Below are 13975 nucleotides of genomic sequence, written 5' to 3'. Positions count from 1 at the left end.
GTATCAAGGTACAATACTCCATTGTTGGTTCAAACTAGTGTTGTTACCATAAAACTCCATAGGGCTACCATTTGCTGTCCCGCCGCCGGTATCCAGGCATTTTCCGTTAGTCCGATTTACAATTTTGTAGTATGACCCGATTGGCACAATTGTCCATTGCTGATTGGTGCTGCCACCGCTTGTCCACTGTACAATAGTCGAAGCATCGTCCGTATGGTTATCACTATCCAACGCTTTTCCACTGGATACACAAATCAACTTGTAATAACCACTGCTATAAGTAAGCGTCCATTTTTGATTATTGCTGGTACTTGAGGTCCATTGCCCAACATTAGCTCCGTCGGTAGTTGCACCTATATTATCGAGGTATTTACCTGTAGCCCGGTTAACTAAATGATATGTACCATTAGCAATGGGCTGTGTACCGACAGTGCAGGTAAGTGTACCAAACCCCAGTTGGTCAAATCCGCCGCTACTTGAACCATAGTTTCCGCCACCGCCTTCCGGTCTCACCTGGGTAGCAAACTGGCTGCTGTAAGTTGCTGTAATGCCCATCACATTTTGATAGTGATTATAGATCAGTTCCCAGCATGGGCGGATGGTGCCACGCGAAGCATCTGAAATAACGGTTTGGTTCACATTGTCGCAATTGTTGTAGGTGTTATAAGGTACCGTCATATTCAGGTTATACTTTGCTGTATACTCTGCTAATGCCAATACTTTATTGCTCTCATAGGCGAACAAGTCCTGCCCCTGGTTAAAAGCCATCTGGCAAAATGCGCCTACCAGTGATATATCCAGTGTTGCGTGCCCCTGGTCGCGACCAGCTTCCTGATTTTGCCCAAGGTTTCCGGGGTGAACGTAGAATACCGCCCTGTCGATATTCCCATTCCCTATGCCGCTCTTAAAATAAGTTACAGCCTGGTTAAATTTCGCCTGATCGTCACATAAGATACCGATAGATAAAATAGTGGCCATATTACACAGATCCCAGTTGGCCCAGTAATGCGTATCGCAGGTCCCATTATGATTGGTCAGGAAACCATTGGCTGCCGGATAAAAAACATTCAACATAAATGTTTTGAAATTGCTGAAGTCGGTAGCCGACCAGCCACTGTACGATCGAAGGATTTCGGCGGCATTTGCGAGTTGGTATCCATACAAACCGGAAGCTAATGCATAGTTGGAATCTCCGCCTATGGCCTTACAGGTTGTTGCCCAGGCATTAAGAATGCTCACCGCTTTATCAGCATAGGCATTATCGCCCGAAATGTACCATCTTAAAGCATCCTGATACGCTGCTGCAGCATCGCGCATAATGTGTACATAGTTGCCTCCGGTACTTGTCCGCGTTAGCGTATCATTCGGGCCGGCCATAGCATAATTAAGTTGCGAATAGGAATTGGCAGTAAGGATGTTGTAGCTATCAACACAAGGCGAGGCGTTGGCATTCACCTGTGTTTGCATCCGGATCAGATCGGCAGAAGTATGCAGCATACCCGGATGAATGAAACTGAATGTAGCATTTGTTTTAAGTTTACCATCTCCGGTTTTATTGGTTTCTCCGGCGATACTTTCGGGCGAGATTGTTTTTTTACAGCCCGTAGCTGCAATGATACAGCAGCTAATTAATATCAAAAAATTCTTTCTCATAGTTAAAATTGTTATGTAATGGCAGGCGATTAGCCTCCACTTATTTACCAGAAGGGTTTGCTATTGGTTAAAAACACTCCTGTTAATCCTAAAAAATCAAATGTTTGGGGATAAATTATTTAATTCCACAAAACGTAATTTTTACAGAACAGATAAATAAAACATATTTGATGATGCCGCATTTTCAGGGTTGCAACTTTCCCTTACCTATTTTATGAAGACAGGCAACTTCAATGTTGGCCAAACAATATTTGATAATCAGCGAGGTTAGATTTATAAATGGTAATTAGTTTGCGAGAACAAAAAAAATAATACTACTGACAAACAGGATATTATCACATATAGAGACAATAATACTTCGGAGAGATACTCAATTGGTAAAGCAATTTTTACAACAGCAAGTAATAAATCTTGCTATTATTGCGAGGTAAAGGAAAGGCAAACAGCCACAGCCGCTAAAAAACGGCTATTTTATAGCTTTTAGATGCATTTACGACGTTAAGAACGCTTATTTGGATCAGTCGGAAAAGCATAGAAGTATTTCTTTTGCATGAAGAATGGTAGCTCTGGCATTTGTACTCAAATAGTTACAAAACATTAATAGCTACTGTATTGTAATATAATCGCGTTAAAATTCAATCAGGTGAACCGGTTTAAAGGTATTGTTGATCAGTTTATAAATGTGCTTGCAATAGCGGCATATTTATTTATTACATTAACGCATATCTTTTTTTTACCTAACCTAAATAAAGAGGCCTTAAAACTCAAAGCCTTAGTCAATAGCGAATTTATTCATAAAAACCGGAGTCAAAGTAACGGCACTTCGTCGGCACACCATGGCATTCGTTCGGTTGTTGAAAGCAAACGTAAAGTCATTGTCCCCAAATTAACAGGCTTTACTCCCCTGCTGGCATTTATATTCAGTGCCTTCGCTTTATTCTTATTAAAGAAAAAACACGACATCTATTCATCTCCCGGATATATCTCTTATTCCGGCACTTATCTTCAACTTCGTCGGTTAAGGATCTGATTGTTACCCTCCCGTGGCCGCTGATTTTTTTAACTGAAATGAGTTCGGTCATGATCTTATTGCGCGATTTTCTTCGCGTGTCAACAATATTTTAATCAGTGTAATGCATATAAGCAAAGCTTGTAAATGAGGTGCTACAAATAACTATGCTTCTGTTTCAATAGCTTATACTTAATACGTGTACCCGACTGGTTCAAAGTCAATTTTTAATAATTATCGGTTAATAATGAAAATCATGTTTTTCAGCATAAACTTAGTACGCCCCTGTTTTTGGGTTGCCGCTATCTTATGCCTTATATCGTTAAACGCATCCGCGCAAAATAACAAAACGCAGTTCCCTGCACCCGATCAGGTTCCGGACACCGGGAAAGTAGGGTTTCCCGTGATGCCCGTTATACACGGCTCCGGCGAGTATCTCACGTTAAGGGAGTGTATCGATTACGCCTTAGTTCATCAACCTGCATTAAACCAATCATTTATTAATACAGATATAGCGCGTACATCAAACGCTATTAATTTGGCGGCGTGGCTGCCACAGGTTAATGCCAGTGGTAATCTTGTCCATTACATACAGCAAACTAACAATAATATTTCAACCAATGCAGGCAGTGGCACAACAACCGGCGCTGGTAGCATTACAGGCGTACGCAGCAACTATGCCAATACATTCATCCCCGAACTGTCCATAACACAATCCATTGTAAGTCCGGGGTTGCTATACGCTGCTAAGAGCGCACCTTTACTCGTTAAGCAGGCAAAGCAAGTTACAGACAGTACTAAAATTTATCTGGTAAGCTCGGTCAGTAAAGCTTTTTATAATGTACTGCTCACCCTGCAGCAAATCAACGTACTAAAAGAAGATACTACAAGGCTCGGTAAAAGTTTGCGCGATGCCTATCATCAATATAAAGGTGGTATTGCAGATGAAACAGATTATCTGCAGGCAACCATAACCCTTAGTAACTCAAAAACGCAATTAAAACAAGCTAAGGAAAACCTTGTCCCTCAGTACGCCGCTTTGAAGCAACTGATGGGATACCAACCCGAAAAAGAGTTTAACGTGAGCATTGATACCGTGCAGATGATGAACGATGTCCGGATTGATACAGCCAAGGGACTTCAATATGAAAACAGGATAGAATATAAGCAGATTCAAACCCGTAAAGATTTACAGGCACAACTCACCAGCTATTATAAATATGCCTTTCTGCCTACGGTATCCGGTTTCTTTAACTATGGGCTTCAGTTTGCTAATAACCGCTTCTCAGATCTGCTGTCGGGCTCAAACCCAAGTTCTTCGGTGGGGTTGTCTCTCAGCATTCCTATTTTTACCGGATTTGCCCGTACGCATAATATACACAAGTCGCGCCTGCAGGAACAGCTCATCAACTGGGACGAGACGAACTTAAAACTTGGGATTTATAAAGAATATGCCACCAGCATGGCCAACTATAAAAGCAACCTGTACAGTTTTCAGGAGCAGCAAAAAAATGTAGGCATGGCAAAGCGGGTATACTTTGTTGTAAACCTGCAATATAAGCAAGGCGTTGTAGCCTATCTGAATGTAATAACAGCCGAATCTAATCTCATTACCGCAGAAATAAACTATACAAACTCGTTGTTCCAACTGCTATCAAGCAAGATAGACCTGCAAAAGGCAATGGGTGACATTACTTATTAATGCAATAAAAAATAAATCTCCATGAATAAATTATCATTAATAATCAGCTTTATAACCGTACTTATCCTGGGTGCGTGCAAACAAAAACAGCCACCTGCCGACCCGGAAATACCGGTTAATTTATTAAAGATCAAAGCCAAAAATGTGCTTTACTATGATCAATATCCTTCTACTACTGCTGCTTTAAGCCAGGTTAACCTGCTTCCGCAGGTACAGGGAGCTATAACCGGTATATTTTTTACCGAGGGTACGCATGTAGAAAAAGGACAAAAGCTTTTTGAAATAGACAGGCGTATATACCAGGATAATTATGATGCGGCGGTAGCCAACCGCAAGGTTGCCGAAGGCAGCCTTACCCAGGCGCAACAAGATGCCGACCGGTACGAGTATCTCAATAAATACAACGCAGTTGCCAAACAGCTTTATGACCATGCAGTTATTGCGCTGCAAAATGCACAGAATCAGTTAAGCGCATCGGGGCAAGCTGTAAAAACCGCAAAAACCAACCTAAACTATGCTACGGTTTATGCGCCATTTAGTGGCACCATAGGTTTTAGCCAGGTTAAATTGGGAGATGTAGTAAATGTTGGCTCAACTATATTAAACACCATTTCAACAGACGACCCGATGGCGGTTGATTTTGTGATAAATGAAAAACAATTACCAAAATTTGAGCGCCTGCAACAAAGCAAGGGCTCTGCCGTAGATTCACTTTTTACGCTCTTATTGTCTGATAATTCACTATATCCTGTAAACGGTAAAATTTCGGTTATCGACCGTGCAGTTAACCCGCAAACAGGATCGGTTACTATCAGGCTTGTATTTGCTAACCCCAAGCGCATGCTAAGAGTTGGTATGAGCTGTGTTGTACGGGTACATAACCAGGAAGCTGGTCCACAACTGGTGGTGCCGGGCAAAGCTGTAGTTGAGCAAATGGGCGAATATTTTGTATTTACCGCCAAGGATAGTTTGGTTAACAACCCAAAAGCCGGTGCCGATTCTGCTAAAAATAAAATATCCAGGCTTTTTGCAGTACAAAAAAAGGTACAGCCGGGGCAAACCATTGGGGCCGGCATGATCATCAAAAGTGGCATTGCAGCCGGCGACCGTATTGTTGTTGATGGCGTACAACTGCTGCGCAATGGCGTGCCGATAACAACTGCCAACAAGGCTGCACCCTCTGCAGGTGGTAAAGGAGGCCGATAAAACACTCTTAATTTATTCAGGAAAAAAATTATGATAGCTAATACCTTTATAAAAAGACCTGTAACGGCAATCGTAATATCTATTGTATTGGTTATTACAGGTACGGTATCCATATTGCTGTTACCTATAGATCAATACCCCGATATTACACCGCCCATTGTACAGGTTAACGGCCAATTTACGGGAGCCGATGCTCAAACCGTTGAACAAACTGTTGCTACCCCTATTGAGGAACAGGTAAACGGTACCCCGGGAATGGAGTACATGCAAAGTAACAGCACCAATAACGGGCAAATGACTTTGAATGTAACGTTTAAGCCCGGAACCGATATTGACGTTGCTGCCCTTGATGTTCAAAACCGGGTCAGTATAGCAACACCATTGTTGCCTGCCGTGGTAAGCAGGTTAGGGCTTACGGTGCGTGCAGTTAACCCAAGTATGCTGATGATGGTAGCCATATATGCTCCAAAAGGCACACATAACATCACTTTTTTAGATAACTATACCAATATTTTTATCCAGGATGCCTTGCTGCGTGTGCCGGGCGTTGGAAGCATCAATCGCTTTACCGACGATTTCAGCATGCGGATATGGATGAACCCGGAAAAAATGGCTTCATACAGCTTAACCCCTTCGGATGTAATTGCCGCCCTTAATGCACAAAACGTACAGGTAGCCGCCGGAACAGCGGGTGTGCCTCCACAAGCCTCGACCCAAACTTACGAACTGGGTATCCTGGTAAACGGCAGGTTAAGCAAAGTATCGGAATTTGAGAAGATCATTGTTAAAACCATACCGGCAACCGGACAAATGGTTTATCTTAAGGATGTGGCCCGGGTTGAGCTGGGTAAATTCACCTTCTCAAGTAATTCTTTTGTTGATGGCCATAAGGCATCTTACCTGCAAATATACCAGGCACCCGGTAGCAATGCCCTTGAAACTGCGAATGGCATTTACGCCGCTCTCGCTAAGCTGAAACAGAACTTCCCGGCCGATGTACAGTACCAGGTACCTTTTGAATCCGTTACGGTGGTAAAGGTATCCATGAGCGATGTAATAGGCACACTCTTAAAAACATTGGCGCTGGTTGCCGTGGTTGTATTTGTGTTTTTACAAAACTGGCGTTCAACGCTCATTCCGGTACTTGCAATACCTGTATCTATATTCGGTACGTTCTGCTTCTTTATACCGCTTGGCTTCACCATTAATACCCTAACCATGTTCGGTTTTGTATTGGCCATTGGTATTGTGGTTGATGACGCCATTATTGTGGTTGAGGCTGTGCAGCATTATATCGATCATGACCACATGTCGGCTAAAGAAGCGACTTATACGGCTATGAAGGATATTTCGGCCCCGGTTATCGCCATTGCGCTTATATTGGCTGCCGTATTTGTGCCGGTGGGTTTTATACCCGGCATTGTGGGCAGTCTTTATCAGCAATTCGCTATTACCATAGCCATATCTGTTATCATATCGGCTTTTATAGCCTTGTCGTTAACACCAGCGCTTTGTACGTTGTTGCTTAAACCCTCACCAATTAATAAGGAGGCAAAGGGTATCAATAAGTGGTTTTTTGTGTTTAACAATGCATTTGAACGAATAACCAACCGATATACCCTTGGCGTGCAAAAAAGCATTAAGGCTTCACGCCTGGTGATCATCATATTAATATGTATTTGTGCGGGATCGTACTTTCTTTTCCAGGGCAAACCGTCAGGGTTTATACCGTCAGAAGATGATGGAAATTTGTACGTCACTTTTCAGTTGCCTCCGGCGTCATCAACCGCCCGGTCGGTTGAAGTGATGTCGAAGTTAATGAAGGTGATCGGCTCCACTCCCGGCGTTGCGCATTACGCAGCATTGTCGGGCCTTAACGTTGTCACCAATGCCAGTAACTCAAACAACGGCACCATTTATTGTCAGCTTGCCCCCTGGGATGACAGGAGTAAATCAAGTGAACAGGTTCCCGGAATTATAGGCGTGCTGCAAAAGCGTATTGCCGACGCCGGTATAAATGATGCCAATGTGGAAGTGATCCAGCCCTCGCCCCTGCCCGGCATCGGTACCACGGTTGGTTTTAGTATACAGATAGAACAACGAAGCACAACTGATAATTTGCAGGCATTTGAAAAAGTGGTGAACAACTTTGTAACCGAAGCCAATAAAAATCCGGTTATTAAAAAGGCTTTCACTTTTTATACTTCGCATACACCCAATTACAGCTTAACGGTTGACAGGGAGAAGTGCGAAAAACTCGGGGTAAATGTAGCAGATGTTTTTACTACTATACAGGCTTATATGGGAAGCCTGTATATCAATGATTTCACCACCTATAACCGCACTTTTCACGTAGTAGTACAGGCCGATACAGCTTATCGCAAGCTGGTATCCAACATGGATAAATATTATGTGCGTAACCAGGCCGGTGGCATGGTGCCACTTGGAACGGTTATTAGCTACAAGCCGGTAGATGCCCCGCCGCTGATCTCACATTTTAATATTTTCCGTTCGGCCGAAATTGATGGCTCAACCAACGAAGGTTACAGCAGCGGCGCAGCTATAACCGAAATGCAAAAACTGGCCAAACGAGTTTTACCCGAGGGGTACGAGTTTGAGTTGTCGGGTTTGAGTTACGAAGAAGTAAAAGCAGGTTCAACCACTATTTACATCTTTATATTTTCTCTTACGTTCGTGTTTCTCTTTTTGGCCGCCCTGTATGAAAGCTGGTCTGTTCCCTTTTCTGTATTGCTGGCCGTACCTGTCGGAGCTTTAGGAGCTATCCTTGCTTTGGTAATGGTTCCGGGTTTAACCAATAACGTTTATGCCCAGATCGGTTTGATAACACTGATTGGCCTTGCAGCAAAAAATGCCATCCTTATTGTGGAGTTTGCAAAAGTACGGGTTGACCAGGGAGAAGAGCTCATCAAATCTACCCTTGAAGCCGTAAGCCTCCGTTTAAGGCCTATTGTCATGACATCACTGGCATTTATTTTGGGCGTATTGCCATTGGTATTAGCTACGGGCGCAGGAGCTGTAGCCCGACAAACCATTGGCTATACCGTGCTTGGCGGCATGCTTGCTGCATCAACAATAGCCATATTTATTGTACCGGTGCTGTTTGTAGTGATAACCCGTGTTTCATATGGCAAAGAAAAGCTGGAATACCTGCAGGCGCACCGCGAAAACCTTAGAGAAAAGGCTAAAAAGGTCGAAGCTCAAAACATCGACCCTGAATTGGAATACGAGATTGCAAAATCCCGTGAATTACATAAAACTGAATAACGATGATCGCAAACACATTTATAAAAAGACCGGTCACCGCAATCGTTATATCCGTAGTATTGATGATTTCGGGCTTAATATGCCTGTTTAACCTGGCGGTTGACCAATACCCGAATATTTCACCACCAAGCGTCTCCGTTAACGGATCTTACACTGGTGCTGATGCGCAAACTGTTGAACAAACAGTTGCCACTCCTATTGAGGAACAGGTAAACGGTACGCCGGGTATGGAGTACATGACGAGTACCAGCACCAACAGCGGCGGCATGGGTATCAGGGTTACTTTTAAAATTGGCACTAACGTGCACATAGCAGCACTTAATGTCCAAAACCGCGTGGGGATTGCTTCGCCGTTATTGCCATCGGTTGTGAGTAAGTTGGGCTTAACTGTACGCGCCAGTAATCCCGATCAGTTAATGATGATAGGCATTTACTCGCCAAAGCATACCCATAACATCACCTTTTTAGACAACTATACCAATACATTTATTCAGGACGCCATATTACGTGTGCCTGGTGTTGGTGATGTGACTGCACGTACCGATAACTTCAGCATGCGCATATGGCTTAATCCCAATAAAATGGCATCGTATAATCTTACGCCTGCCGAGGTTACCAGTTCCCTGTCTTCACAAAACATGTATGTTGCGGCGGGCGCTGTAGGTGCACCTCCGCAATCGTCATCGCAGGTTTATGAAACCGGGATATTAGTTAATGGCATGCTTAACAAAGCTACGGAGTACGAAAACATCATTATCAAAACCATCCCCGGCACGGGGCAGCTTGTGCGGCTCAAAGATGTTGCCAGGGTTGAACTGGGTAAGTTTACCTTCTCAAGCAATGCCTTTATTGACGGTAACCGCGCCTCAACCATCCAGGTATACCAATCACCCGGGAGCAACGCGCTACAAACAGCCGAAAATGTGTATGCTGCTTTAGCCAAACTCAAAAAGTCATTCCCTAGCGATGTGGATTATGTAGTGCCATTTGAATCCATAACTATTATCAAAGTTTCGATGCAGGAAGTAGTGGGCACATTGCTCAAGGCACTGGGGCTGGTGGCAATAGTTGTATTACTGTTTCTGCAAAACTGGCGATCAACACTCATTCCTATTATGGCTATCCCGGTATCTATATTAGCGACTTTTTGCTTTTTTATACCACTTGGGTTTACCATAAATACGCTTACCATGTTTGGCTTTGTACTGGCCATAGGAATAGTGGTTGATGATGCCATTATTGTAGTGGAGGCCGTTCAGCATTATATTGATGAAAAAGGAATGTCACCAAAAGAGGCTACTTATCACGCCATGAAGGAGATTTCGGCACCGGTAATTGCCATTGCGCTTATCCTTGCATCAGTGTTTGTGCCGGTTGGCTTTATTCCGGGAATTGTTGGGCGTTTGTATCAGCAATTTGCTATTACCATTGCTATATCGGTTATGCTATCGGCCTTTGTTGCGCTTTCATTAACCCCGGCGTTATGTACGTTGTTATTGCGCCCCGCTAAAGCTGATGGCGCTAAGCAAAATTGGCTGGACAGATTTTTCCATGCCTTTAACCGGATGTTTGAGAAAATGTCGTTCAGTTATGCCGACAGTGTAAAACGGTGCATACAAGGCAGTAGGTATGTTATTATTGTACTGGTATGCATTTGTACCGGCACTTATATTTTGTTTAAGCTAAAGCCTTCGGGTTTTGTACCTTCTGAAGATGGCGGCAGGTTATACATAACCTACCAATTGCCGGAAGCGTCAGCAACAATTCAATCGGTTAATGTGATGACCAAGCTGATGAAAATTGTGGCATCAACTCCGGGGATATTGCATTATACGGCCATTTCGGGGTTCAATATCCTCAACGGTGGGGCCAACTCAAATAATGGCTCCATGTTTTGTATGCTCACTCCCTGGGACGACCGCACCACTCCTGATACCCGGATACAAGGTTTAATTAACGTAATTAAAAAGCGAATTGCGAAGGCCGGTATCAAAAACGCCAACGTGGTTGTTGCTCAACCTCCACCAATACGCGGCATAGGCCAGGCAGCGGGCTTTAGTATGCAAATAGAGCAGGGAAATTCTACCGACGATATTTATGCATTTGAGAAGACTGTCAAAAAATTTGTCGCAGCAGCAAAAAAAGTACCTGCAACAGCAGGTGCGTACAGTTATTTTTCCGCACATACGCCAAGCTACGAATTAAATGTAGACAGGGAGAAATGCGAAAAGCTGGGCATCAATATCTCAGACGTGTTTTCAACTATGCAGGCTTATATGGGTAGCTTGTTTGTAAATAATTTTACGCTGTATAATCGTACGTATCACGTGGTAGTTCAGGCAGATACTTCCTACCGGGCGCTTGTGTCTGATATCAATAAATACTATGTACACAATTCGGCCGGGCAAATGCTGCCGCTGAGTACTGTGATAAGTTACAAGCCAATTGTCGCCGCTCCGCTCATCACCCACTTTAACATTTTCCGTTCCGCAGAGGTTGATGGCGCTATTCCGCCGGGGTATAGCAGCGGGCAAACCATTGAAGCATTAAAGCAACTGGCCGCAAAAACACTTCCACGGGGCTACTCCTATGAGTTTTCGGGGTTAAGCTATGAGGAGATAAAAGCGGGTTCCATCACAGTATATATCTTCTTGTTCTCTATCATTTTTGTATTCCTGTTTCTTGCAGCTTTGTATGAAAGCTGGTCTGTGCCTTTTTCGGTAATGCTTGCAGTTCCTGTTAGTGCATTTGGGGCAATAGTTGCTTTATCCGTTACGCCGACCATAACCAACAATGTATACGCACAAATCGGCTTAATAACACTTATTGGTTTATCTGCTAAAAATGCCATTCTTATTGTAGAGTTTGCCAAACTGAGGGTTGACCGCGGAGAAGAACTTATCAAATCAACACTTGAAGCGGTACGCCTGCGTTTGCGGCCAATCATCATGACATCGCTGGCGTTTATTTTAGGGGTATTACCACTGGTGCTGGCTACAGGTGCCGGTGCCGAATCCAGGAATACCATTGGCGTTACGGTGCTGGGTGGTATGATAGCGTCGTCAACCATATCCATCTTTGTTGTGCCAGTGCTCTTTGTACTCCTCACAAGGCTATCCTACGGAAAGAAACAACTGGCTTACCTGCAAACGCACCACGAAGAATTGATGGAAAAAGCAAGAAAAGTTGAGGCACAGAATATTGACCCTGAACTGGAGTATGATATCGCGGAGGCGCGTGCAGAACATGAATCATCCAGAGAATCGCATTAATAATGAAATGAATTGACTTAATATCATTAGAGGATATGAAAAATATACAATTGATATCAAAACGATTAAAAAAGATCAACTATCTGTATACAAAAATGATCTTAAACGAGCTCTCGCCCTTTGAACTCGACCATCACTTTGAAGTATTGTTAACGCTTGCCGTTGAGGAGAAACAAATTACACAAAACAGGCTCTCAGAGCTGCTACAGATCGACAAATCGCGTACAGCAGTAATTGTTTTCGATTTAGAAAAACGTGGGTTGGTATCAATAAATATCAATCCTGAAGACAGGCGTCGCCATTATATCTCACTTTCTCCTTTAGCCAAAAGCTTCATACCGCATATTGAACTAAGCGTTGAAAAAATAAATCAACTGGCAGGGGCCGGTATAGAGCAGCAAAAACTGATGACCTTTTTTGAAGTTTCAGAAATGATCCAGCATAATTTGGTAAATAAGCTGTCTTGTTAGTGATCTTATTTTTAATTCTTTTCGATACAGGCCTTGAAAAACAATACCTGTATCGAAAAGAAATAGTTTATATTTTTTATACCGGCGGTGTTCTTGGAGGGGCCTCTGCATGAAGGTGATGTGTTTTTTGAATCAGCACATGAGCTTCAGTTCTGTTATGCCCCGGAGGAGCCAAAAGCAAACTTGTTTTGGACAAACCCGACCACAAGGTTTGATTTTTAAATGCTATAGTGCCCCCGCCGCGTTTACGCTGCGAAATCATACGGTTAATATCACCTACACAAATCCAGGGTTCATGTAATGTAACTCCCCATTTGGCGTGGTCACTTGTTTCGGGCCATGCCCAATGTGCTCCCATAAAGCCTAAGTTGATATACTTAATATCAAAAGTTTTATGGATGCCATCGCTATCGGCGATAGGTGGAATAGGGCCACGGATCCAGGTCTCAACGTCCAGATCATCATCCAAAGTAGGGCCTACCAACTTATTCCAAAAATCATCATTCCATTCCCGGTTCTTGGCTATAACTTTGAAAGGCATACCGGCGATCGAGGTTAGATCAATCGAATCGCCAAGCGGAAGGGGATGGTTTTTCAATGGTTGAGTTAGCGTGAAGAGATCATCTGTCGCAGGCAAATTGGCAGTATTAAAATTGTATATCTGCGGCTCCTGGTGGGTCAGCATCTGCCTGGCAATAGCATTTGCAGTCTTTAAATCTAATGAAATGCATAAGTATGTTTGCCCATATTTGGGAGTTGGATCTTTCTCTGCACCAGGCTCCATAAATTTGGGCCATGAGTGAAGCAACCAGAAAGCTGTTTCAGATTCGGTATCAAATGCTAATACTCCCTTGGTATGCCCCCTGGTACCATCGTCGTGTTTATTAAGACTAAAGCTTTCGGGCATTTCATCATTGTAAAGAATCCAGCCGGTGGTTGGAGCAGGCGTTTTGAAATTTTTGAACACCGATTCCATGGTGAGGTTAAGCGCCCCTTGGTTGCTGTTCAAAACATTTGGCGATTTAGTAATTGTTCTTTGCCGGGGATCTGCATTTCCATCAATTTTGGAATCATAATAAACATACTCGTACCCCGTTGCTTTGTCATTACCCACACCTCCGTCAAGCTGTGGAACTTTGTAAATAAACCACCAGTCAACTGGTTCGCCACTTTCATCAAGCGCTGAAATTTTCATAATTTTTTTGGTTAGGTTGTGAAATTGATTGATTAATCGCTTGCAGGCGTTGATGAGGTTTACAATAAAGATAAGGCAATATTGTGCACAAGCGTCCCCGTATTTTCACGGTATTTTCAAGGCGTTTTTACCGTATTTTTACGTATAAAACAATCAGTTATTAGAGGTTAAGCTGATTGACGG

Annotated in this window: 8 protein-coding genes; 6 read left to right on the top strand and 2 right to left on the bottom strand. The window is 43.3% G+C overall.

Annotated features, from left to right (window positions below):
- Positions 1-3: 3 nt before the first annotated feature.
- Positions 4-1653: an RICIN domain-containing protein gene (locus BMX50_RS00970; RefSeq protein ID WP_167667779.1), complete on the bottom strand. Its 1650-nt coding sequence runs from the start codon at positions 1651-1653 to the stop codon at positions 4-6.
- A 643-nt stretch (positions 1654-2296) separates the two neighbouring features.
- Here BMX50_RS00970 and BMX50_RS00965 point away from each other — a divergent pair.
- The 6 genes from BMX50_RS00965 to BMX50_RS00940 all read left to right on the top strand — a co-directional run bounded on the left by BMX50_RS00965 (position 2297) and on the right by BMX50_RS00940 (position 12597).
- Positions 2297-2683: a hypothetical protein gene (locus tag BMX50_RS00965; RefSeq protein WP_091206372.1), complete on the top strand. Its 387-nt coding sequence runs from the start codon at positions 2297-2299 to the stop codon at positions 2681-2683.
- A 235-nt stretch (positions 2684-2918) separates the two neighbouring features.
- Positions 2919-4364 (top strand): TolC family protein, encoded by a 1446-nt coding sequence (locus BMX50_RS00960; protein WP_167667778.1) that lies wholly within the window; start codon positions 2919-2921, stop codon positions 4362-4364.
- A 21-nt stretch (positions 4365-4385) separates the two neighbouring features.
- The gene (locus tag BMX50_RS00955) at positions 4386-5570 is read left to right on the top strand and encodes an efflux RND transporter periplasmic adaptor subunit (RefSeq protein ID WP_091206366.1); all 1185 of its coding nucleotides are present in this window, start codon (positions 4386-4388) and stop codon (positions 5568-5570) included.
- Between the two features lie 30 nt (positions 5571-5600).
- On the top strand, positions 5601-8855 hold the full coding sequence (locus BMX50_RS00950; protein WP_091206363.1) for an efflux RND transporter permease subunit: 3255 nt from the start codon (positions 5601-5603) through the stop codon (positions 8853-8855).
- Between the two features lie 2 nt (positions 8856-8857).
- Entirely contained in the window at positions 8858-12127 is a 3270-nt protein-coding gene (locus BMX50_RS00945; protein WP_091206360.1) for an efflux RND transporter permease subunit, read from the top strand.
- 35 nt (positions 12128-12162) lie between these two features.
- The gene (locus BMX50_RS00940) at positions 12163-12597 is read left to right on the top strand and encodes a MarR family winged helix-turn-helix transcriptional regulator (protein ID WP_091206357.1); all 435 of its coding nucleotides are present in this window, start codon (positions 12163-12165) and stop codon (positions 12595-12597) included.
- A 76-nt stretch (positions 12598-12673) separates the two neighbouring features.
- Here BMX50_RS00940 and BMX50_RS00935 read toward each other — a convergent pair whose 3' ends face one another.
- Positions 12674-13792 carry a deoxyribonuclease II family protein gene (locus BMX50_RS00935; protein WP_091206355.1) on the bottom strand — a complete coding sequence of 373 codons (1119 nt, stop codon included), beginning with the start codon at positions 13790-13792 and terminating at the stop codon, positions 12674-12676.
- Positions 13793-13975: the final 183 nt, after the last annotated feature.

This window comes from Mucilaginibacter gossypiicola (assembly GCF_900110105.1).
GTDB classification, from domain to species: Bacteria; Bacteroidota; Bacteroidia; order Sphingobacteriales; family Sphingobacteriaceae; genus Mucilaginibacter; species Mucilaginibacter gossypiicola.
Note: the sequence above shows the minus strand (reverse complement) of the source record. Positions and strands in the feature narration are given on the sequence as shown.